20 protein-coding genes and 1 pseudogene are annotated in these 23179 nt (G+C 64.2%); 16 read left to right on the top strand and 5 right to left on the bottom strand.

From position 1 onward, the window contains the following. Positions 1-107: 107 nt before the first annotated feature. Complete coding sequence (locus QM789_RS03810; protein WP_420350626.1) at positions 108-797, bottom strand: NAD-dependent deacylase; 690 nt, start codon at positions 795-797, stop codon at positions 108-110. Positions 798-822: 25 nt separating this feature from the next. Here QM789_RS03810 and QM789_RS03805 point away from each other — a divergent pair, with 25 nt between their 5' ends. Next, entirely contained in the window at positions 823-1272 is a 450-nt protein-coding gene (locus QM789_RS03805) for a low molecular weight protein-tyrosine-phosphatase (RefSeq protein WP_420350625.1), read from the top strand. Here QM789_RS03805 and QM789_RS03800 read toward each other — a convergent pair. Together QM789_RS03800 and QM789_RS03795 are read right to left on the bottom strand one after the other, a co-directional pair. Next, positions 1257-1553 (bottom strand): hypothetical protein, encoded by a 297-nt coding sequence (locus tag QM789_RS03800; protein WP_420350624.1) that lies wholly within the window; start codon positions 1551-1553, stop codon positions 1257-1259. The two genes, QM789_RS03805 and QM789_RS03800, sit on opposite strands and share 16 nt — an antisense overlap. Before the next feature lie 146 nt (positions 1554-1699). Beyond that, the gene (locus QM789_RS03795; protein ID WP_420350623.1) at positions 1700-1888 is read right to left on the bottom strand and encodes a heavy-metal-associated domain-containing protein; all 189 of its coding nucleotides are present in this window, start codon (positions 1886-1888) and stop codon (positions 1700-1702) included. 103 nt (positions 1889-1991) lie between these two features. Here QM789_RS03795 and QM789_RS03790 point away from each other — a divergent pair, with 103 nt between their 5' ends. Genes QM789_RS03790 through lepA form a run of 4 tightly spaced genes read left to right on the top strand, consistent with a single transcriptional unit; the run spans position 1992 to position 5699 of the window. Further along, positions 1992-2693, top strand: a complete 702-nt coding sequence (locus QM789_RS03790) for an energy-coupling factor ABC transporter ATP-binding protein (protein ID WP_420350622.1) — start codon at positions 1992-1994, stop codon at positions 2691-2693. After that, positions 2687-3310 (top strand): energy-coupling factor transporter transmembrane component T family protein, encoded by a 624-nt coding sequence (locus QM789_RS03785; RefSeq protein WP_420350621.1) that lies wholly within the window; start codon positions 2687-2689, stop codon positions 3308-3310. The genes QM789_RS03790 and QM789_RS03785 overlap by 7 nt, the downstream gene beginning before the upstream one ends. A gap of 1 nt (position 3311) precedes the next feature. Next, positions 3312-3857 carry a biotin transporter BioY gene (locus tag QM789_RS03780; protein WP_420350620.1) on the top strand — a complete coding sequence of 182 codons (546 nt, stop codon included), beginning with the start codon at positions 3312-3314 and terminating at the stop codon, positions 3855-3857. A gap of 42 nt (positions 3858-3899) precedes the next feature. After that, positions 3900-5699, top strand: coding sequence for a translation elongation factor 4 (lepA, locus tag QM789_RS03775; RefSeq protein WP_420350619.1), 1800 nt, complete (start codon positions 3900-3902; stop codon positions 5697-5699). A gap of 28 nt (positions 5700-5727) precedes the next feature. On the opposite strand, the gene QM789_RS03770 is transcribed toward lepA, so the two are convergent. Both QM789_RS03770 and QM789_RS03765 read right to left on the bottom strand, forming a co-directional pair. Further along, the gene (locus tag QM789_RS03770; RefSeq protein ID WP_420350618.1) at positions 5728-6081 is read right to left on the bottom strand and encodes a hypothetical protein; all 354 of its coding nucleotides are present in this window, start codon (positions 6079-6081) and stop codon (positions 5728-5730) included. Further along, positions 6078-6524, bottom strand: coding sequence for a winged helix-turn-helix domain-containing protein (locus QM789_RS03765; protein WP_420350617.1), 447 nt, complete (start codon positions 6522-6524; stop codon positions 6078-6080). Before QM789_RS03765 ends, QM789_RS03770 begins: the two co-directional genes overlap by 4 nt. A 110-nt stretch (positions 6525-6634) precedes the next feature. Between QM789_RS03765 and parC the strand changes: the two genes are divergently transcribed. The 11 genes and pseudogenes from parC to rpoC all read left to right on the top strand — a co-directional run bounded on the left by parC (position 6635) and on the right by rpoC (position 23114). Continuing rightward, entirely contained in the window at positions 6635-8887 is a 2253-nt protein-coding gene (parC, locus tag QM789_RS03760; RefSeq protein ID WP_420350755.1) for a DNA topoisomerase IV subunit A, read from the top strand. Between the two features lie 354 nt (positions 8888-9241). Further along, positions 9242-10417 (top strand): elongation factor Tu, encoded by a 1176-nt coding sequence (gene tuf / locus QM789_RS03755; RefSeq protein WP_420350602.1) that lies wholly within the window; start codon positions 9242-9244, stop codon positions 10415-10417. Positions 10418-10566: 149 nt separating this feature from the next. Further along, entirely contained in the window at positions 10567-10749 is a 183-nt protein-coding gene (gene secE, locus QM789_RS03750; protein WP_420350616.1) for a preprotein translocase subunit SecE, read from the top strand. Between the two features lie 159 nt (positions 10750-10908). Beyond that, entirely contained in the window at positions 10909-11448 is a 540-nt protein-coding gene (gene nusG / locus QM789_RS03745; protein WP_420350615.1) for a transcription termination/antitermination protein NusG, read from the top strand. Between the two features lie 76 nt (positions 11449-11524). Further along, positions 11525-11977 (top strand): 50S ribosomal protein L11, encoded by a 453-nt coding sequence (gene rplK / locus QM789_RS03740; RefSeq protein ID WP_420350614.1) that lies wholly within the window; start codon positions 11525-11527, stop codon positions 11975-11977. Positions 11978-11980: 3 nt separating this feature from the next. Then, on the top strand, positions 11981-12679 hold the full coding sequence (rplA, locus tag QM789_RS03735; protein ID WP_420350613.1) for a 50S ribosomal protein L1: 699 nt from the start codon (positions 11981-11983) through the stop codon (positions 12677-12679). A gap of 241 nt (positions 12680-12920) precedes the next feature. Next, positions 12921-13238, top strand: a complete 318-nt coding sequence (locus QM789_RS03730) for an H-NS family nucleoid-associated regulatory protein (protein WP_420350612.1) — start codon at positions 12921-12923, stop codon at positions 13236-13238. 269 nt (positions 13239-13507) lie between these two features. Next, positions 13508-14024 (top strand): annotated as a pseudogene (gene rplJ / locus QM789_RS03725) (50S ribosomal protein L10). A 60-nt stretch (positions 14025-14084) separates the two neighbouring features. Continuing rightward, a complete protein-coding gene (gene rplL, locus QM789_RS03720) occupies positions 14085-14456 on the top strand; it encodes a 50S ribosomal protein L7/L12 (protein ID WP_420350611.1) in 372 nt (123 codons plus the stop codon). Between the two features lie 240 nt (positions 14457-14696). After that, the gene (gene rpoB, locus QM789_RS03715; protein WP_420350610.1) at positions 14697-18833 is read left to right on the top strand and encodes a DNA-directed RNA polymerase subunit beta; all 4137 of its coding nucleotides are present in this window, start codon (positions 14697-14699) and stop codon (positions 18831-18833) included. Between the two features lie 48 nt (positions 18834-18881). After that, entirely contained in the window at positions 18882-23114 is a 4233-nt protein-coding gene (gene rpoC / locus QM789_RS03710) for a DNA-directed RNA polymerase subunit beta' (RefSeq protein ID WP_420350609.1), read from the top strand. The last annotated feature ends 65 nt before the right edge of the window (positions 23115-23179 follow it).

Below are 23179 nucleotides of genomic sequence, written 5' to 3'. Positions count from 1 at the left end.
CCTCGGGGCGCGTGTCCGCCCTATACCAATACTACGACCGCCGCGGACTGCGGCGCCGATGAATCTGTCTGGCGGGATAAGGGCAAAGCCGCCGGACGTCAAGCGATTCATGCGGCGGCCAGCATCTCCGCCACCCATGCGGGCACGATCTGCGTGGCCGGGCCGTGGCGCGCGGCATCGAACAGCCGCGACCCCGCCGAGGGTTCGAGGTTCAGCTCCAGCGTCGCAATCCCGGCATGGCGCGCATCGGCCACGAACCCCGCCGCCGGATAGACATTCCCGGAGGTGCCGATCGACACGAACAGATCGGCGGCCCGCAGCGCCTGCCAGATTTCCGCCATCCGATAGGGCATTTCGCCGAACCAGACGATATCGGGCCGACTGGCGGGGGCGCCGCAGGCGGGGCAGGGGTCGGTGACCTGCATCACCCTCGGCGCCGTCCAGCGATGCCCGCAGCGCGCACAAAGCGCCCCGTTCAGCGTGCCGTGCATGTGGATCACGCCCCGCGAGCCGCCGCGCTCGTGCAGGTCGTCGACGTTCTGCGTCACCACCGTCACCTGATGCGCCTGCGTCAGCCGGGCCAGCGCCCGGTGCGCCGCATTGGGCTCGGCCGCCGCCGCTGCGGCCCGGCGCTCGTTGTAGAAGCGCAGGACAAGCTCCGGATCACGCGCGAATCCCTCGGGCGTGGCGACATCCTCGATCCGGTGGTCTTCCCACAGCCCATCCGCCGCGCGGAAGGTCCGGATGCCGCTTTCGGCGGAAATCCCCGCTCCGGTCAGGACAACGATTCTCGCCATGCGTTCCTCCTGCTATATGCCCCTTATGCGTATCCTGTTTCTCTGCCTGGGCAATATCTGCCGCTCCCCCGCCGCCGAAGGCGTTTTTCGTGACATGGCCGCGAAGGCGGGCCTCTCGGTCGAACTGGACAGTGCCGGAACCGGTGGCTGGCATGTCGGGGCGGCGCCCTATGGGCCGATGCAGGTGGCCGCGCGGCGGCGGGGCTATGACCTGTCGAAACTGCGGGCGCGGCGGCTGGAACCGGGCGACTTCGACCGGTTCGACCGGATCTTGGCGATGGATTCGCGCAATATCGCGGAGGCCGAGCGGATCGCGCCGCAGGGCGGGCGGGCGCAGCTCGGGCTGTTCCTGGAGGGCGGGACGGGCCTGCGCGATGTGCCCGACCCCTATTATACACGCGATTACGAACGCTGCCTCGACATCATCGAGGCAGGCGCGCGGGTCTGGATCGACCGGCTTCAGCGGGCGCAGTAGGCTTCGGCGGTCTGGGCAAAGGTCTTGTAACGCGCCCAGAAGTCGTTGTCCGACTGGCTCGGCGACATCCGCACGTCCTGCGCCTTGTCAGGGTTCTTGAAGAAGCCCGCGGCGCGGCGCTGATCCGACCGGCTCAGCGTCGAATCAGCGACCTGCTGGATGCAGCCGCAGGTGGCGGCGCTGGCACGGCCCGCATATTTCATGCAGGCGGAATCAATGGCGCCCGCATGGGCGGCCCCGGATGCGAGAACACCCGCGATCACGAACAGGGAATATTTCATACTGCTGCCTCTCGTCGCGCGGAGCGGGCTTGGTTGCTCACCCCATTTGTTTGGGCGGGATGGTAGCGATTCCGGCGTGAAAACACAACGAAATCCGCAGCAGCAAGGGGTGGTGCGGCGGTGCGGAATCACCACCAGAGGTTGCGTCAGGCGATGACTTCGGCCTCGTATCCGGCGGCCTTCAGCGCGGCGAGGACGGTGGCTTCGGGCAGGCCGTTGACCTCGACCTCGCGGTCTTCGAGACTCACGACGGCCTTGCCGCCGACTTCGGTGATGGCGGCTTCGACGCTCGCCTTGCAGTGGTTGCAGGTCATGTCGGGAACGGAAAGGATCATGGGAACCTCCTGATCAATCGGCATGAAGATCGGTCAGCGCGCGGCCCGCGTCAATGCCGGTTTCGTTTGACCCGGCCTTGCGCGCAGGGCAAACACCACCGCCATGAGCAGCACGATCGACATCCGCAACATCACATTCACGCGCGAAGCGGGGCGCGTCTTCGACGGCCTGAGCCTGAGCCTGTCGGAACGGCGCGTGGCGGTGGTCGGGCGCAACGGCTCGGGCAAGTCCTCGCTCCTGCGGCTGATCGCGGGGCTGGCGGTGCCGCAGGCGGGGCGGGTGACGGTGAACGGCATCGACGTGGCGCGGGACCGGCGCGGCGCGCTCGATACCGTGGGGATCCTGTTCCAGAACCCGGACCACCAGATCATCTTTCCGACCGTGATCGAGGAGATTTCCTTCGGGCTGGAGCAGCAGGGCATGACCCGTCCGGCGGCACGGGCGCGGGCGGCGGAGATGCTGGCGGACCGGCCCGACTGGGCGGAGCGACTGTGCCACACCCTGTCGCAGGGGCAGCGGCAGATGGTCTGCCTGCTGGCGATTCTGGCGATGGCTCCGCGCTGGATCCTGTTCGACGAACCCTTCGCGAGCCTCGACCTGCCCTCGACGCTGCGCATCGAGGCCCGGATCGCCGCACTGCCGCAGAACGTGCTGACGGTGACGCATGATCCGGCGCGGGTGCGGGGATACGACCGGGTGATCTGGCTGGAACAGGGGCAGGTGGTGGCGGATGGCCCGCCGGGCACGGTCCTGCCCGCCTATGGCGCCGAAATGGAGCGCCTCGCGCGCGCGGCGCCATGCTGAGCCTCGCGCTGCCCGGAACCAGTTGGGCGCACCGGCTGCCCGCCGGGGCAAAGTTCGGCGCGCTGGCGGTGGTTCTTCCGGCGCTGACCTTCCTGCGCGCGCCGGTGCCGCTGATGGCGGCGCTGTTGGCGGTGGTGGGGCTTTATGCGACGCTCGGGCCCCGCGCGATGCGCGAGGGGATGGTGGCGCTGCGCCCGGTGCTGTGGATCGTTGCGGCCATTGCGCTGTGGTGGATGTGGCTTGGTGCCCCGCGCGAGGCGGCTGTTCTGGTGCTGCGGATCCTGACGATGGTGGCGCTGGCGAATTTCGTGACGCTGACGACGCCGCTGCCCGACCTGATCGCGCTGGTCGAGCGGCTGGCCCGGCCGCTGGCGCGGTTCGGGCTGCCGCCGCGGCTGCCGGCGCTGGCGGTGGCGATGGTGCTGCGGCTGATTCCGGTGCTGCGCGGGCGGATGGAGGCGCTGGCGCTGGCCTGGCGGGCGCGGTCGCGGCGCAGGCCCGGCGTGCGATTGATCGTGCCGATGACTCTTTCGCTTCTGGACGATTCGGATCATCTGGCGGAAGCATTGCGTGCGCGGGGCGGGCTGAACCCGCCGCGCCAGAATGGGAGAGACTGATTTGGAACGCAACTTCGCCCTTGTCGTGCTGTTCGCCGCGCTGATCTGCGCGCTTGGCTTCGTGCCACCGATCGCGCTGGCCTCGGGGGTGCCGGTGTCGGCGCAGTCGCTTGGCGTGATGCTGGCGGGGACGGTGCTGGGCAGCTGGCGGGGGGCGCTGGCGGTGCTGGTGGTGATCGCGCTGGTGGCGCTTGGCCTGCCGGTGCTGGCGGGCGGGCGCGGGGGACTGGGCGTTTTCGCCGGGCCGACGGTCGGTTTCCTGATCGGCTGGCTGCCCGCGGCCTTCGTCGCCGGGCTGATCGTCGAACGCACCCGCGGCCATATCGGCGCCACCGCCGCCTTCGGCGCGATCATCGGCGGGATCGTGGTGCTGTATCTGTGCGGCACGCTCGGCATGATGGCGATCCTGAGCAAGGGTTTCCTGGAAGCGGCCCTGCTTTCGGTGCCGTTCATCCCGGGCGATCTGATCAAGGCGGTGATCGCGGGCTGGCTCACCATGACCATCGCGAAATACCGGCCCGGCGCGCTGCTGTCGCGCCCGCTCTGACACCCCTTCCCGGCCCCTGTTTTTCTGGATATACGCGCCGCCATGACCGAGCTTGATCACATCCGCAACTTCTCGATCGTGGCGCATATCGACCACGGCAAATCCACGCTGGCCGACCGCCTGATCCAGATGACGGGGACGGTGGCCGAACGCGACATGAAGGCGCAGCTTCTCGACAGCATGGACATCGAGCGCGAGCGCGGCATCACCATCAAGGCGAATACCGTGCGGATCGAATATCCGGCGAAGGACGGGGAGACCTATGTCCTGAACCTGATCGACACGCCCGGCCACGTCGATTTCGCCTATGAGGTCAGCCGCTCGATGCGCGCGGTGGAGGGGTCTTTGCTGGTTGTCGATGCCTCGCAGGGCGTCGAGGCGCAGACGCTGGCGAACGTCTATCAGGCGATCGACGCGGGCCACGAAATCGTGCCGGTGCTGAACAAGATCGACCTGCCCGCCGCTGACCCGGACGCGGTGAAGGCGAATATCGAGGATGTGATCGGCATCGACGCTTCGGATGCGATCCCGATTTCGGCGAAGACCGGCCTTGGCATTCCCGATGTGCTGGAGGCGATCGTCACCCGCCTGCCCGCGCCGAAGGGGGACCGCAACGCGCCGCTGAAGGCGATGCTGGTCGATTCGTGGTATGACCCCTATCTGGGCGTCGTCGTGATGATCCGCGTCATGGACGGCGTGATCCGCAAGGGCGACCGGATCAAGATGATGCAGACCGGCGCGGTTTACGGCATCGACAAGCTGGCCGTGCTGAAGCCGCAGATGGTCGATTTCCCGGAGCTTGGGCCGGGCGAGATCGGCGTCTTCACGGCCTCCATCAAACAGGTGCGCGACACCCGCGTCGGCGACACGATCACCCACGAGAAAAAGCCCTGCGCCGCGGCGCTGCCGGGGTTCAAGCCCGCGCAGCCGGTGGTGTTCTGCGGGCTGTTCCCGGTCGATGCGAATGATTTCGAGGCTCTGCGCGACGCGATCGAGAAGCTGGCGCTGAACGATGCGTCCTTCAGCTATGAGATGGAGACGTCGGCGGCGCTTGGCTTCGGCTTCCGCTGCGGGTTCCTCGGGCTGTTGCACCTTGAGGTCGTGCGCGACCGGCTGGAACGGGAATATGACCTCGACCTGATCACCACGGCGCCTTCGGTGGTGTTCAAGATCTACATGAAGGATGGCGAGGTGCGCGACCTGCACAACCCCGCCGACATGCCCGACCTGACCTATGTCGACCATATCGAGGAGCCGCGGATCAAGGCGACGATCATGGTCCCGGACGAATACCTTGGCGATGTGCTCAAGCTGTGTCAGGACCGGCGCGGGATCCAGATGGACCTGACCTATGCCGGTTCGCGCGCGATGGTGGTTTATGACCTGCCGCTGGCCGAGGTGGTCTTCGACTTCTATGACCGGCTGAAATCGGTGACCAAGGGCTATGCCTCGTTCGACTATCAGCTGAGCGAATACCGCGAGGACCGATTGGTGAAGATGTCGATTCTGGTGAACGACGAACCCGTCGATGCGCTGTCGATCATGGTCCATGCCGACCGTGCCGAAAGCCGGGGCCGGGCGATGGTGGAAAAGCTGAAGGAACTGATCCCGCGGCACATGTTCAAGATCCCGATCCAGGCGGCGATCGGCGGCCGGGTTATCGCGCGCGAGACGCTTTCGGCGATGCGCAAGGACGTGACGGCGAAATGCTATGGCGGCGACGCCACCCGGAAGAAGAAGCTGTTGGAAAAGCAGAAGGCCGGGAAGAAGAAGATGCGCCAGTTCGGCAAGGTCGAAATCCCGCAATCGGCCTTCATTTCTGCGCTGAAGATGGACGAGTGAGGGCGGCCCCTTATGGGTCGTCGGGATTTCAGTTCCGGCGGCCTTTCCACAGAGCCTCGACCGTTTCCTTGAAACGCCGTTCCTCAAGCCCGGGATCGTCCACCTGAAGATATTCTCGGGCGCTGAAATCGTCTCCCCGTTTGCGGTTCAGGGGCGGCTCCAGCGTCTCGATCAGGATGCCTTCCATCAGTGCGATGATGTCTCGTTGACTTGTTGCGAAATCCGGTTCGGTGAGGCGACCGGCATCATCCACACCTCTCAGGCCAAACCAGCTGAAACGGTTCCATCGGCCATTCAGCCGATCGCGCAGATGTTCTCTCAGGCGGATGCTGATTGGCCGGTCTACAGACTCTGCCGACATAAACTGCCCGATTTCCGTCATAGAGGACATATACGCCAATCTGTTCTGAAAAATCGACCGTTGCACTGCCGAACTGCTGCTGGCCAAGGAGTTTCGGCCGCGCGGTCCAGTCGGTTCCAGAATATTCCGATGCTCTTGAGAACCGGGGCTGCCTCGGTTTCCTCAGCCGCATCTCCTGTCATTTCGCCGATCGCGCGACTTTCCGTCATGGCTTCGTGGCGTGCAGCCACGGAGTTCGGCACTTCAGGATCTGCTGTATTCAGCATATATGTGCCGCGCCCCGTTCTGAGGAAAAGGGCGCCATTCCTGCCAATCTGTGCATTTACCGTCTGAGCGGGCGTGACGCCGAGATTCGTCCGCAAGCCGCGTGTGGCGATCTGCTCGGCGATCTCGGTATAGTGCAAGGCTTCCCCCGCCTCTTTCAGAACCTCGATGATCGCCTCTTTCCACGTCGGTTCTGTCATGCGCCTGAAGTCCTGGAACCCATATTGCCGCGCGCATGATTACGCGTCCCCCGGGCGGGCGCAATAACTTCCGGCTGGACCGGGCGCGCGGGGCGAATTACACCCCGCGCATGACCGAGCATGACGACACCCCGCCCTCGACCCATTCCGAGCCGCTGAGCCGCGCGATCGGCGAGCGTTACCTGACCTATGCGCTGTCGACGATCATGCACCGGGCGCTGCCGGATGCGCGCGACGGGCTTAAGCCGGTGCATCGGCGGATCCTGTTCGCGATGCGGGAGCTGAAGCTGACCTCGACCGGGGGGTTCCGGAAATCGGCGAAGATTTCGGGCGATGTGATGGGGAACTATCACCCGCACGGCGACGCGGCGATCTATGATGCGATGGCGCGTCTGGCGCAGGATTTCGCCATGCGCTACCCGCTGGTGGACGGGCAGGGGAACTTCGGCAATATCGACGGCGACAATCCGGCGGCCTCGCGCTACACCGAGGCGCGACTTGCGGCGCCGTCCGAGGTGCTGCTGGAGGGGCTGGCCGAAAACGCGGTGGATTTCCGGCCGAACTACGACGGCACGCTGGAAGAGCCGGTGGTGCTGCCCGCCGCCTTCCCGAACCTTCTGGCCAATGGCGCGAGCGGCATCGCGGTGGGGATGGCGACGAATATCCCGCCGCATAACCTCGACGAACTGGTCGAGGGCTGCCTTGCGATGATCAGGGATCCGGGGATTTCGGACGATGCGCTGGTCGATCTGATTCCCGGCCCGGATTTCCCGACCGGCGGTGTGCTGGTCGAGCCGAAGGAGTCGATCCGCGAGACCTATCGCAGCGGGCGCGGCGCGTTCCGGCTGCGCTCGAAATGGGCGACGGAGGATCTGGGGCGCGGGCAGTGGCAGATCGTGGTCACCGAGATCCCCTATCAGGTGCAGAAGGCGAAGCTGATCGAGCGGCTGGCCGAACTGATCGAGACGAAGAAGGTTCCGGCGCTGGCCGATGTGCGCGACGAAAGCGCCGATGACGTGCGGATCGTGCTGGAGCCCCGGGCGAAGACGGTGGATCCGGCGCAGCTGATGGGGATGCTGTTCCGCAGCTCCGAACTCGAAGTGCGGTTCAGCCTGAACATGAACGTGCTGATCGACGGCAAGGTGCCGAAGGTCTGTTCGCTGAAGGAAGTGTTGCGGGCGTTTCTGGACCACCGGCGCGATGTGCTGTGCCGCCGGTCTCAGCACCGGCTGGAGAAGATCGCGAACCGGCTGGAGATCCTTGAAGGCTATATCGTCGCCTATCTGAACCTCGACCGGGTGATCGAGATCATCCGCCACGAGGACGAACCGAAGCGCGCCCTGATGGCGGAGCCCTGGAAGGGCGAGGCCGGGGTGGTGCATCTGACCGAGGCGCAGGCCGAGGCGATCCTGAACATGCGGCTGCGCAGCTTGCGGCGGCTCGAAGAGATGGAGTTGCGCGGCGAGCGGGACGGGCTGCTGGCCGAACGCGCCGGGCTGGAGGCGCTGCTGGCCTCCGACAAGGCGCAGTGGCGCAAGATCGGGCAGGAACTGGGCGAGGTGCGCAAGGCCTTCGGCAAGGGCACCGTGGCCGGGCGACGCCGCACCGTCTTCGACGAGGCGGGCGAGGTGGTCGAGGTGCCGATCGAGGCGATGATCGAGCGCGAACCGATCACCGTGATCCTGTCGAAGATGGGCTGGATCCGGGCGATGAAGGGGCATCAGCCGCTCGATGCCGAGGTGAAGTTCAAGGATGGCGACGGGCCGGGTTTCGCGCTGCATGCGGAAACCACCGACCGGATCGTGCTGATGGGCTCGAACGGGCGGGCCTGGACGGTGCTGGGCGCGAACCTGCCCGGCGGGCGCGGCATGGGGGAGCCGGTGCGGCTGATGGTCGATCTGCCGAACGAGGTCGAGGTGACGCATGTGCTGATCCCGAAGGCGGGGGAGAAATTCCTGCTGGCTTCGTCGGATGGCGATGGATTCGTGGTGCCGGGCGATGAGTTGATCGCGCAGACGCGGGCGGGCAAGCAGGTGTTGAATATGCGCGACGGCGCGCGGACGGTGGTCTGCCGCCCGGTGTCGGGGGATCATGTGGCCTGCGTCGGCGAGAACCGGAAGATGCTGGTCTTCGCGCTGGAGGAACTGCCCGAGATGGCGCGTGGCAAGGGGGTTCGGTTGCAGAAGTTCAAGGACGGCGGCCTGACCGATGCCGTGACCTTCGCGCTGGCGGGCGGGCTGAGCTGGAAGGATCCGGCCGGGCGGACGCGGACGGAGACGGACCTGAGCGAATGGCTGGCCAAGCGCGGAACGGCGGGGCGGATGGCGCCGCGCGGTTTCCCGAGGGACAATCGGTTCAACTAAGGCGGTTTCGGACGCTTCGCGTCCGACCGATGCGGGGGGCAAGCCTCCCGCACCCCCCCAAGGCCATGCCAGGTGATGCTGTCGTGCCGGATAAGGCCGATGCCCGCATGTGCTTGACCGGGGCACTGCCGTGTCGCCCTGCTGCGGTTCCGTCAGCGAGGTGGCGTTTTTGGCCCCCGCGCGCGGGGGAAAACCGATACGGCGGTTCCTCATTTTCGGCCCGGCGGCAACACCCACGCACGGCATGGGCCGGAAGCTGCGAAGCGGGCTTGATTTTTGCCCTCCGGGGCAATAGGTAGCGGCGCGATATTGACTCGGGCCGAGTGCCGGCCCCAAAACACGAGGCGCCCGCGAATGGCAAAGGCAAAGTTTGAACGGACGAAACCGCACGTCAACATCGGGACGATTGGTCACGTTGACCATGGGAAGACGACGCTGACGGCGGCGATCACGAAGTATTTCGGTGAATTCAAGGCCTACGACCAGATCGACGGAGCGCCGGAAGAGAAGGCGCGCGGGATCACGATCTCGACGGCGCACGTTGAGTATGAGACCGAGAAGCGCCATTATGCGCACGTCGACTGCCCCGGCCACGCGGACTATGTGAAGAACATGATCACCGGCGCGGCGCAGATGGACGGCGCGATCCTGGTTGTGAACGCCGCGGACGGCCCGATGCCGCAAACGCGCGAGCACATCCTGCTCGGCCGTCAGGTGGGCATCCCCTACATGGTCGTCTACATGAACAAGATCGACCAGGTTGACGACGAAGAGCTGCTGGAGCTCGTGGAAATGGAAATCCGCGAACTGCTGTCGGCCTACGGCTATCCGGGCGACGACATTCCGATCGTGAAGGGTTCGGCGCTGGCGGCGCTGGAAGGCCGCGATCCGGAAATCGGCGAGCATTCGATCCGTGCGCTGCTGTCGGCGGTCGACGACTACATCCCGACGCCGGAACGCGCCGTGGACCTGCCGTTCCTGATGCCGATCGAAGACGTGTTCTCGATCTCGGGCCGCGGGACCGTGGTGACCGGCCGTGTCGAGCGCGGCGCGGTGAACGTGGGTGACGAACTGGAAATCGTCGGCATCCGCCCGACGAAGAAGACCACCTGCACCGGCGTTGAAATGTTCCGCAAGCTGCTGGATCGCGGCGAGGCGGGCGACAACATCGGCGCGCTGCTGCGCGGTGTGGACCGTGACGGCGTGGAACGCGGTCAGGTTCTGGCGAAGCCGGGCTCGGTGACGCCGCACACCGAGTTCGAGGCCGAAGCCTACATCCTGACGAAGGAAGAAGGCGGTCGCCACACGCCGTTCTTCGCGAACTACCGGCCGCAGTTCTACTTCCGCACGACGGACGTGACCGGGACGGTGAAGCTGCCGGAAGGCACCGAAATGGTGATGCCGGGCGACAACCTGAAGTTCACGGTCGAACTGATCGCCCCGATCGCGATGGAAGAAAAGCTGCGCTTCGCCATCCGCGAAGGCGGCCGCACCGTCGGCGCGGGCGTCGTCTCGAAGATCCTCAAGTGATCTTGTCCTGATCGGACAACAAAGGCCGCCCTCCGGGGCGGCCTTTTGCATGGCGGCGGCGGTTTTCACACGCGCCGGTGCAGCCAAGCCTTGAACAGACGGGGGCGAGCGCGTATCTGGGGCCGGACCCGAAACAGAGGATCAGCAATATGACGAATCCGGTTCAGTTCCTGCAACAGGTGCGGTCCGAGGTGGGCAAGATCACCTGGCCAGGGCGCCGCGAGGTTCTGCTGACCACGGCGATGGTCTTCGTCCTGGCGACGCTGGCGGCGGTGTTCTTCTCGCTGGTCGACTGGGTGATCCGGACGGGTGTGCAACTCCTGATCGGGTAAGGGCCGGGGCTTGCATCGGCAGGCCCTTGGCGTTAAAGGGGCGGGAGTTTGACCGCTGACGCCGCGCCCCGATTCGGGCGCGGGTTTCGTATTGCGGTGCGGGATGACCCGCGAACTTGGATCTAGCGGCGGTGACGCCGGGTGGAAGAGGCTGACGGCATGGCGAAGCGGTGGTATTCGGTGAGCGTTCTCTCGAATTTCGAGAAGAAGGTGGCCGAGCAGATCAAGCAGTCCGTGATCGAAAAGGGCCTGGAGGATGAGATCGAAGAGGTTCTGGTTCCGACCGAGGAAGTGATCGAGATCCGCCGTGGCAAGAAGGTGACGTCCGAGCGTCGCTTCATGCCGGGCTATGTCCTGGTGCGGATGGACATGACCGACCGGGGCTATCACCTGATCACCTCGACCAACCGGGTGACCGGGTTCCTGGGGCCGCAGGGTAAGCCGACGCCGATGCGCGATTCGGAGGTGAACCAGATGCTGAACCGGACGACGGAAACGGGAGAGGCGGCCGCGCCGCGCAACCTGATCCGATTCGAGGTCGGCGAGAATGTGAGTGTGACCGACGGCCCGTTCGAGGGCTTCTCGGGCATGGTCGAGGAAGTCGACGAGGCCGCGGGCCGCCTGAAGGTCACGGTGTCGATCTTTGGCCGCCCGACGCCGGTCGAACTGGAATTCACGCAGGTGTCGAAAGTCGCCTGACGTGTGAGCTGCGGGAGGCGTGAGCCGGACCGCTAAACTTCGCCCGCAGGGGTGACAGTGAAAAGGAGAAGGCCAGATGGCCAAGAAAGTCATGGGGCAGCTCAAGCTGCAAATCAAGGCGGGGCAAGCCAACCCCTCCCCGCCGGTCGGCCCCGCGCTCGGTCAGCGCGGCATCAATATCATGGAATTCTGCAAGGCGTTCAACGCGCGCACGCAGGAGATGGAGCAGGGCACGCCGACCCCGGTCGTGATCACCTATTACGCCGACAAGTCGTTCACGTTTGAAGTGAAGACCACCCCGGCGTCGTTCCTGCTCAAGAAGGCCGCGGGCCTGAAGCCGGTGGGCAAGCGCAACCGTCCGAAGGGTTCGGTGAAGCCGGGCCACGAAGTCGCGGGTACCGTCACCGCCGCGCAGATCCGTGCGATCGCCGAAGCGAAGATGAAGGATCTGAACGCGAACGACGTCGAAGCCGCGATGCAGATCATTCTGGGTTCGGCCAAGTCGGTCGGTATCGAGGTGAAGGGGTAAACCATGGCTAAGCTGGGTAAACGCACCGTCGCCGCGCGCGCCGCATTTGAAAACAAGGCCAGCCTCTCGGTGGAAGAGGCGGTCAAGCTGATCAAGTCGACCGCTTCGGCGAAATTCGACGAGACGCTGGAAATCGCCCTGAACCTCGGCGTCGATCCGCGTCACGCGGACCAGATGGTCCGGGGCGTGGTGCAACTGCCGAACGGCACCGGCAAGACCGTCCGCGTGGCGGTGTTCGCCCGTGGCGCGAAGGCTGATGAGGCGAAGGCCGCCGGGGCGGATATCGTCGGCGCCGAAGACCTGATGGAAACGATCCAGTCGGGCAGGATCGAGTTCGATCGCTGCATCGCGACGCCGGACATGATGCCGCTGGTCGGCCGTCTGGGCAAGATCCTCGGGCCGCGCAACCTGATGCCGAACCCGAAGGTCGGCACGGTGACGATGGATGTCGCGAACGCGGTCAAGGCCGCGAAGGGCGGCGAAGTCCAGTTCAAGGTCGAAAAGGCCGGCGTCATCCACGGCGGCATCGGCAAGATCTCCTTCACCGAGGAAGCTCTGGCGCAGAACGTCCGCGCTTTCGTCGAGGCGGTTGCCAAGGCGAAGCCGACCGGCGCGAAGGGCACCTATCTGAAGAAGGTTTCGCTTTCGGCCACCATGGGCCCGGGCGTGACGCTTGATCTGGTCTCGGCGACCGCGAACTGATCGCGGGATCATCGGAATGCAAAGGGCGTGCCTTCGGCGCGCCCTTTTTCATTTCGACTTTCGTGATGGCGGTGCGGGATTTGGTGTTTCCGGTGGCAGTCGGAAATGCACTATTCATTCCCGTTTTCCCGGATGGATAAAGAATGCGTGTCGGTTATGGATATATCTCCATATGATCTTGATCCTCCGAATGAATGCCTGCTATCGTTTGTTCAATAGTCATTTTGCGGGAGCCCTGAACATGAATGGAATTGATCTGAACGCTCTAACTCTTTCGGAGTTGAAGCAGCTGGAAAAGGAAGTGTCGCGGGCAATCGCGTCATTTGAATCCCGGCGGCTTTTGGAAGCGCGTCGTGAAGTGGAAGACCTGGCCAAGCGCCTGGGTTTCAGCATCGACGAGCTTGCCCAGACCGCCACCCTCCGGAAGAAAACGGTGTCGGAAGCGAAATACCGCAATCCGCTGAATCCTGAGCAGACCTGGACCGGGCGCGGCCGCAAGCCGGGCTGGCTGAACGATGCGCTGGCGGCGGGCCGCTCGATCGACGAATTCGCGATCTGATGCGGGGCAGGCCGGACGCTTTGGTCTTGGCAATCCTGTAAACAAGTCCTATATGCAGCGCTCGTGTCCTGCTCGCGATTCGTGGGCGGGGCATGTCGTCCGAGACGGTGGGTGCCCTCCGGGGCTTAATCTCCTGCCTGAGATGGGAACTGAGAGAATTCCGGGGTTCGCCTCGGGCGATCTTCTCGGGGACCGTTCGGACCCGAACCTCCGGCATGAGTCGGGGGAAATGAGAGCAGGGGGGAAACCCCCGAACTTGGAGTGTAACCGTGGATAGAGCCCAGAAAGAGAAAGTGGTCGAGGAACTCGGCCAGATCTTCGAGAAGCTCTGGCGTCGTGGTGGTTGCCCACTACGCCGGCATGACGGTTGCTCAGATGCAGGACCTCCGCGCGAAGATGCGCGAAGTCGGGGGTTCTGTTCGCGTTGCCAAGAACACGCTCGCCAAGATCGCCCTCGAAGGCAAGCCCTGCGCCAGCATGGGTAAGCTTCTGACGGGGATGACCGTCCTCACCTATTCCGAAGACCCGGTGGCTGCGGCCAAGGTCGCGGACGCCTATGCCAAGGGGAACGACAAGTTCGTGATCCTCGGCGGGGCCATGGGTGACACGGCTCTGGATCCGGCAGGTGTCAAGGTTGTCGCACAAATGCCGTCGCGTGAAGAGCTTATCGCTCAGATCGTGTCCTGCATTGGCGCGCCCGCCTCGAACATCGCCGGTGCCATTGGCGCGCCTGCTTCCAACATCGCGGGTATCCTCAAGACTCTTGAGGAGCGGGAAGCCGCCTGAAGCAATCACATGCCGACGTCATGCGATGTCGGATAACCCTATACAGAATGGAACGGAAAAATGGCCGATCTTAAAGCCCTTGCTGAGCAAATCGTCAACCTGACCCTGCTCGAAGCCCAAGAACTGAAGACGATCCTGAAGGACGAATACGGCATCGAGCCGGCTGCTGGTGGCGCCGTCATGGTTGCCGGCCCGGCCGCTGCTGCCGAAGCCGTCGAAGAAAAGACCGAATTTGACGTCGTTCTGGTCGAAGCCGGCGCGAACAAGATCAACGTGATCAAGGAAGTCCGCGCGATCACCGGCCTTGGCCTGAAGGAAGCCAAGGATCTGGTCGAAGCTGGCGGCAAGGTCAAGGAAGGCGCGGCGAAGGCCGAAGCCGAAGAGATCAAGAAGAAGCTCGAAGAAGCCGGCGCGAAGGTCGAGCTCAAGTAATCGGGTAGGATGCGTCCGCATCCTCTTCCCTGAATTTGGCTGGGTCCGGGATTTCCCGGGCCCGGCTTTAGCTGTCTCGGAGAGGGCTTTCGCGAAAGCATTCTCCAAGGCGGCGACGCGGTTCGGGAGCCTTCCGGTGGGACGGGGGGCAGGTATGGGACCGCCCTCCTTCATTCGCCTGCGACGCGCACCGGGCCCCGACGATGCGCACCCGCGAAGAGACGAAAGGTCACGACGAGCATGGCTCACGCATACGTTGGTCAGAAGCGCATCCGCCGCTATTACGGCAAAATCCGCGAAGTCCTGGAGATGCCGAACCTCATCGAGGTTCAGAAAGCCTCCTACGATCTGTTCCTGCGCTCGGGCGACGCCGACAGGCCGCTGGATGGCGAGGGCCTCCAGGGTGTGTTCCAGTCGGTTTTCCCGATCAAGGACTTCAACGACAACGCGATCCTCGAATTCGTCAAATACGAGCTGGAAAAGCCGAAGTTCGACGTCGAGGAGTGCATGCAGCGCGACCTGACCTATTCGGCGCCGCTGAAGGTCACGCTGCGCCTGATCGTGTTCGACGTGGACGAAAACACCGGCGCGCGTTCGGTCAAGGACATCAAGGAACAGGACGTGTTCATGGGGGACATGCCCCTCATGACCAATAACGGGACGTTCATCGTGAACGGCACCGAGCGGGTCATCGTGAGCCAGATGCACCGTTCGCCCGGCGTGTTCTTCGACCATGACCGCGGCAAGACCCATTCCTCGGGCAAGCTGCTGTTCGCCTGCCGGATCATTCCCTATCGCGGCTCGTGGCTCGATTTCGAATTCGACGCCAAGGATCTGGTCTTCGCGCGGATCGACCGCCGCCGGAAGCTGCCGGTGACGACGCTGCTCTATGCGCTCGGGCTGGATCAGGAAGGCATCATGGATGCCTATTACAACACCATCACCTTCCGCGCCGAGGGCAAGCGTGGCTGGGTCGCGCCGTTCTTCCCGGATCGCGTCCGCGGCACCCGCCCGACCTATGACCTGATCGACGCCGCCACCGGCGAAGTGATCCTGGCCGCCGGTGAAAAGGCGACGCCGCGGATGGTCAAGAAATGGGCCGACGAGGGCGCGGTCAAGGAACTGCTGGTTCCGTTCGAGCATATCCTGGGCCGCTACAGTGCCAAGGACATCATCAACGAACGCACCGGCTTCATCTATATCGAAGCGGGCGAGGAACTGACCGCCGATTACGACAAGGAAGGCCAGCTTGTCGGCGGCACGGTCAAGACGCTGCTCGACAACGGCATCACCGAGATTCCGGTGCTGGACATCGACAACGTGACCGTCGGCCCCTACATCCGCAACACGATGGCGGCGGACAAGAACTGGAACCGCGACACCGCGCTGATGGACATCTACCGGGTCATGCGCCCGGGCGAGCCGCCGACCGTGGAAGCCGCCTCGACCATGTTCGACGGGCTGTTCTTCGACAGCGAACGCTATGACCTGAGCGCCGTGGGCCGGGTCAAGATGAACATGCGGCTGGATCTGGACGCGCCGGACACCCAACGCACGCTGCGCAAGGAAGACATCATCGCCTGCATCAAGGGGCTGGTGGAACTGCGCGACGGCAAGGGTGAGATCGACGACATCGACCACCTCGGCAACCGCCGGGTGCGCTCGGTCGGCGAGCTGATGGAGAACCAGTACCGCGTCGGTCTGCTCCGCATGGAGCGGGCGATCAAGGAGCGCATGTCCTCGGTCGAGATCGACACGGTGATGCCGCAGGATCTGATCAACGCCAAACCGGCGGCGGCGGCGGTGCGTGAATTCTTCGGCTCCTCGCAGCTGTCGCAGTTCATGGACCAGACCAACCCGCTCTCCGAAGTCACGCACAAGCGGCGTCTCTCGGCGCTCGGGCCGGGCGGTCTGACCCGCGAGCGCGCGGGCTTCGAGGTGCGCGACGTTCACCCGACCCATTACGGCCGGATGTGCCCGATCGAAACGCCCGAAGGCCAGAACATCGGTCTGATCAACTCGCTGGCCACCTTTGCCCGCGTGAACAAATACGGCTTCATCGAAACCCCCTATCGCCGGGTTGTCGATGGCCATGTGACCGATGATGTCGTCTATATGTCGGCGACCGAGGAAATGCGCCACACGATCGCGCAGGCGAACGCCGACCTCGACAGCGAAGGCCGCTTCACCAGCGACCTGATCTCGACCCGTCAGTCGGGCGAATTCATGCTGAACCCGTCGGAAGCGGTGGATCTGATCGACGTGTCGCCGAAGCAGCTGGTTTCGGTCGGTGCGGCGCTCATTCCCTTCCTTGAAAACGACGACGCCAACCGCGCGCTGATGGGCGCGAACATGCAACGTCAGGCGGTTCCGCTGCTCCGCGCCGAGGCGCCCTATGTCGGCACCGGCATGGAAGCCACCGTGGCGCGTGACTCGGGCGCCGCGATCATGGCGAAGCGCGGCGGGATCGTGGATCAGGTCGATGCGCAGCGGATCGTTATCCGCGCGACCGAAGACCTGGGCATCGGCGACGCGGGCGTGGATATTTACCGTCTGCGCAAGTTCAAGCGCTCGAACCAGTCCTCGACGATCAACCAGCGTCCGATCGTGAAGGTGGGCGACACCATCGCCAAGGGTCAGGTCGTGGCGGATGGTCCGTCGACCGAGCTTGGCGAACTGGCGCTTGGTCGGAACGTGGTCGTGGCCTTCATGCCGTGGAACGGCTACAACTACGAAGACTCGATCCTGATCTCCGAGCGGATCCACCGCGATGACGTCTTTACCTCGATCCATATCGAGGAATACGAGGTCGCCGCGCGGGATACGAAGCTCGGGCCGGAAGAAATCACCCGCGACATTCCGAACGTCGGCGAGGAAGCGCTGCGCAACCTCGACGAAGCCGGGATCGTCTATATCGGCGCCGAAGTGGGGCCGGGGGATATTCTGGTCGGCAAGATCACGCCCAAGGGCGAAAGCCCGATGACGCCGGAAGAAAAGCTGCTGCGCGCCATCTTCGGTGAAAAGGCGTCGGACGTGCGCGACACGTCGCTGCGCTTGCCGCCGGGGGCCTATGGCACGATCGTCGAAGTGCGGGTGTTCAACCGCCACGGTGTGGACAAGGACGAACGCGCGCTCCAGATCGAGCGTGAGGAAGTCGAACGTCTGGCCCGTGACCGGGACGACGAGCTGGCGATCCTTGAGCGCAACTTCTATGCGCGTCTGAAGCAGATCATCCTGGGCAAGACCGCGGTGAAGGGGCCGAAGGGCATCAAGGCCGGGGCGGAGATCACCGAGGATCTGCTGGCTTCGCTGAGCCGCGGCCAGTGGTGGCAGCTCGCGCTGGAAGGCGAGAACGACGCCAAGGAAGTCGAAGCCCTGAACGATCAGTTCAACGTGCAGAAGCGCGCGCTGGAACTGCGGTTCGAGGATAAGGTCGAGAAGGTTCGCGCCGGCGACGACCTGCCTCCGGGCGTGATGAAGATGGTCAAGGTCTTCGTCGCCGTGAAGCGCAAGCTGCAAGCGGGCGACAAGATGGCCGGTCGTCACGGCAACAAGGGCGTCGTGTCGAAGATCGTTCCGATGGAGGACATGCCGTTCCTCGCGGATGGCACGCCGGTCGACCTGGTGCTGAACCCGCTGGGCGTGCCGTCGCGGATGAACGTCGGGCAGATCCTTGAGACCCATATGGGGTGGGCGTCGCGCGGTCTGGGCATCCAGATCGACGAAGCCCTGCGCGAATACCGCCGCTCGGGCGACATGTCCCCGGTGCGCGAGGCGATGCGCCACGGCTATGGCGACGAGACCTATGAAGAGGTCTTCGCCGACATGGAGGCGGATCGCTTCGTGGAACTGGCGGAATCGGTGCGCGGCGGTGTGCCGATCGCGACCCCGGTTTTCGACGGCGCCAAGGAGGCGGATGTCAACGACGCGCTGCGCCGTGCGGGCTTCAACCAGTCCGGCCAGTCGATCGTCTTCGACGGCCGCACCGGGGAGCAGTTCGCGCGTCCGGTCACCGTGGGGGTGAAATACTTCCTGAAGCTGCACCACCTTGTCGATGACAAGATGCACGCGCGTTCGACCGGGCCTTACTCGCTCGTCACCCAGCAGCCGCTGGGCGGGAAGGCGCAGTTCGGTGGTCAGCGTCTGGGGGAAATGGAAGTCTGGGCGCTCGAAGCCTATGGCGCCGCCTATACCCTTCAGGAAATGCTCACCGTCAAGTCGGACGACGTGGCGGGCCGGACCAAGGTCTACGAAAGCATCGTCAAGGGCGAGGACAATTTCGAGGCGGGCGTGCCCGAATCGTTCAACGTTCTCGTCAAAGAGGTCCGGGGCCTCGGCCTCAACATGGAACTCCTGGACTCGGAGGAAGAGGAGTGAGCGCCACGGCGCTCCCCACCCTCTGACCTCTCATTCAAGGAATAGCAGATGAACCAGGAACTGACCCAGAACCCGTTCAACCCGCTCGCCCAGCCGAAGGCGTTCGACGAGATCAAGATCTCGCTCGCCTCGCCCGAGCGGATCCTGTCGTGGTCCTACGGCGAGATCAAGAAGCCGGAAACGATCAACTACCGCACGTTCAAGCCGGAGCGGGACGGGCTGTTCTGCGCCCGGATCTTCGGGCCGATCAAGGACTACGAATGCCTGTGCGGCAAATACAAGCGGATGAAATACCGCGGCGTCGTCTGTGAAAAATGCGGCGTCGAAGTCACGCTGCAAAAGGTGCGTCGCGAGCGGATGGGCCATATCGAACTGGCCTCGCCGGTTGCGCATATCTGGTTCCTCAAGTCGCTGCCCTCGCGCATCGGCCTGATGCTGGACATGACGCTGCGGGATCTCGAACGCATCCTGTATTTCGAAAACTATGTCGTCATCGAGCCGGGCCTGACCGATCTGTCCTATGGCCAGTTGCTGACCGAGGACGAATACCTCGACGCGCAGGACCAATATGGCGCCGATGCCTTCACCGCGAATATCGGCGCGGAAGCGATCCGCGAGATGCTGGCGGCGATCGACCTCGACGCGACGGCGGAGCAGCTGCGCGAGGAGCTGAAGGAAGCCACCGGCGAGTTGAAGCCGAAGAAGATCATCAAGCGGCTGAAGATCGTCGAGTCCTTCCTGGAATCGGGCAACCGTCCGGAATGGATGATCCTGACCGTGCTGCCGGTGATCCCGCCCGAACTGCGCCCGCTGGTGCCGCTCGATGGGGGCCGGTTCGCGACCTCGGACCTGAACGACCTGTATCGCCGGGTGATCAACCGGAACAACCGCCTGAAGCGGCTGATCGAGTTGCGCGCGCCCGACATCATCGTCCGCAACGAAAAGCGGATGCTGCAAGAATCGGTCGATGCACTGTTCGACAACGGCCGCCGCGGCCGCGTCATCACGGGCACCAACAAGCGCCCGCTGAAATCGCTCTCCGACATGCTCAAGGGCAAGCAGGGCCGGTTCCGGCAGAACCTTCTGGGCAAGCGGGTCGACTTCTCGGGCCGTTCGGTCATCGTGACCGGGCCGGAACTGAAGCTGCATCAATGCGGCCTGCCGAAGAAGATGGCGCTCGAACTGTTCAAGCCGTTCATCTATTCGCGGCTGGAAGCCAAGGGCTACAGCTCGACGGTGAAGCAGGCGAAGAAGCTGGTCGAAAAGGAACGCCCGGAAGTCTGGGATATTCTCGACGAAGTGATCCGCGAACATCCGGTTCTGCTGAACCGGGCGCCGACGCTGCACCGGCTGGGGATTCAGGCGTTCGAGCCGACGCTGATCGAAGGCAAGGCGATCCAGCTTCACCCGCTGGTCTGCTCGGCCTTCAACGCCGACTTCGACGGTGACCAGATGGCCGTTCACGTTCCGCTGTCGCTCGAAGCGCAGCTGGAAGCGCGCGTGCTGATGATGTCGACGAACAACGTTCTGTCGCCCGCGAACGGCGCGCCGATCATCGTTCCGTCGCAGGACATGATCCTGGGCCTTTACTACACCACGATGGAGCGCAAGGGCCTGCCGGGCGAAGGCATGGTCTTTGGTTCGATCGAGGAAGTGGAACACGCGCTGAACGCCGGCGCGGTGCATCTGCATTCGAAGATCCAGGCGCGGGTGAAGCAGATCGACGAAGAAGGCAACGAGGTCTTCAAGCGGTTCGAGACCACGCCCGGCCGTCTGCGTCTGGGCGCGCTCCTGCCGCTCAACGCCAAGGCGCCGTTCGATCTGGTGAACCGCCTGCTGCGGAAGAAGGACGTGCAGAACGTCATCGACACCGTTTACCGCTACTGCGGCCAGAAGGAATCGGTGATCTTCTGTGACCAGATCATGGGCATGGGCTTCCGCGAGGCGTTCAAGGCCGGGATCTCCTTCGGCAAGGACGACATGGTGATCCCGGATACCAAATGGGACATCGTGAACAACGTTCGCGATCAGGTGAAGGAATTCGAACAGCAATACATGGACGGCCTGATCACCCAGGGTGAGAAATACAACAAGGTCGTCGATGCCTGGTCGAAGTGCTCGGATGCCGTCGCGGCCGAGATGATGAAGGAAATCTCCGCCGTTCGCGTCGATGACGCGGGGATGGAGCAGGAGCCGAACTCGGTCTACATGATGTCCCACTCCGGGGCGCGGGGGTCGCCGGCGCAGATGAAGCAGCTCGGTGGGATGCGCGGCCTGATGGCCAAGCCCTCGGGCGAGATCATTGAAACGCCGATCATCTCGAACTTCAAGGAAGGCCTGACCGTTCTTGAATACTTCAACTCAACCCACGGCGCGCGGAAGGGCCTGGCCGATACCGCGCTGAAGACGGCGAACTCGGGCTATCTGACCCGCCGTCTGGTGGACGTGGCGCAGGATTGCATCGTGCGCGTGCATGACTGCGGCACCGAGCGGGCGATCACCGCGACGGCGGCGGTCAACGATGGTGAGGTGGTTGCGCCGCTTTCCGAGCGGGTTCTGGGCCGGGTTGCGGCGGATGACGTCTTTGCTCCGGGCACGGACGACATGATCGTGCGCAAGAACGAGTTGATCGACGAACGCAAGGCCGACCTGCTGGAGCAGGCGGGCGTGCAGTCGCTGCGGATCCGTTCGGCACTGACCTGCGAGGCCGAGGAGGGCGTTTGCGCGCTCTGCTACGGCCGCGATCTGGCGCGTGGTACGCTGGTGAACATCGGCGAAGCGGTGGGCATCATCGCGGCGCAGTCGATCGGGGAACCGGGCACGCAGCTGACGATGCGGACCTTCCACATCGGCGGCATCGCGCAGGGTGGCCAGCAGTCGTTCCAGGAAGCCTCGCAAGAGGGCAAGGTCGAGTTCCGCAACCCGTCGCTGCTCGTCGCCGAAAACGGCGACCAGATCGTGATGGGCCGGAACATGCAGATCGCGATCATGGACGATCACGGCAGCGAGCGGGTGGCCTACAAGCTGACCTACGGCTCGAAGCTGCACGTCAAGGAAGGCGACAGCATCAAGCGCGGCGCCAAGCTGTTCGAATGGGATCCCTATACCCTGCCGATCATCGCCGAAAAGGCGGGTAAGGTGCGGTTCGTGGACCTGGTTTCGGGGATCTCCGTGAAGGAGGAAACCGACGAAGCCACCGGCATGACGCAGAAGATCGTGGTCGACTGGCGCACCGCGCCGAAGGGCAACGACCTGAAGCCGGAACTGATCATCGTCAACGAGGATGGCGAGCCCGTCCGCAACGACGCGGGTCACCCGGTGACCTATCCGATGTCGGTCGACGCGATTCTGTCGGTCGAGGATGGGCAGGACGTGAAGGCCGGTGACACGGTGGCGCGGATCCCGCGCGAAGGGGCGAAGACGAAGGACATCACCGGCGGTCTGCCGCGTGTGGCCGAACTGTTCGAGGCCCGTCGCCCGAAGGATCACGCGATCATCGCGGAAATGGACGGCTATGTCCGCTTCGGCAAGGACTACAAGAACAAGCGCCGCATCACCATCGAGCCGTCGCAGGAAGGGCACGAGCCCGTCGAATACATGGTGCCGAAAGGCAAGCACATCCCGGTGCAGGAAGGCGACTTCGTGCAGAAGGGTGACTACATCATGGACGGCAACCCGGCGCCGCACGACATCCTGCGGATCATGGGGATCGAGGCGCTGGCCGACTATCTGATCGACGAGGTTCAGGACGTCTATCGTCTGCAAGGGGTGAAGATCAACGACAAGCACATCGAGGTGATCGTTCGCCAGATGCTGCAAAAGATCGAGATCCTCGATTCCGGCGATACGACGCTGCTGAAGGGCGAGAACATCGACAAGCAGGAGTTCGAGGAAGAGAACGCCAAGGTCGAGGCCCGCGGTGGCCGTCCGGCGACGGGGGAACCCGTGCTGCTGGGCATCACCAAGGCGTCGCTGCAAACGCGGTCCTTCATCTCGGCGGCCTCGTTCCAGGAAACGACCCGCGTGCTGACCGAAGCCTCGACCCAGGGCAAGCGCGACAAGCTCGTCGGCCTGAAGGAGAACGTGATCGTCGGTCGTCTGATCCCGGCGGGCACGGGTGGCGCCACCACCCGGGTGCGCAAGATCGCGGCCGATCGCGACAGCAAGGTCATCGAGGCCCGCCGGGCCGAGGCCGAAGCTGCCGCGGCACTGGCGGCACCGATCGACACCGGCAGCGATGTGCAGACCGGCCCGGTCGAAACACCGGAAAGCCAATTCTGATCACCGTTTCCCGGTTTGAAATCAGCCCCGTGCGCCATGCGTGCGGGGCTTTCGCAATCCGGGCT

Origin of the sequence: Paenirhodobacter sp., assembly GCF_047600745.1 — a bacterium.
GTDB lineage: Bacteria > Pseudomonadota > Alphaproteobacteria > Rhodobacterales > Rhodobacteraceae > Rhodobacter.
The sequence above is the reverse complement of the archived record's forward strand: the minus strand, read 5'-3'. Positions and strand labels throughout refer to the sequence as shown.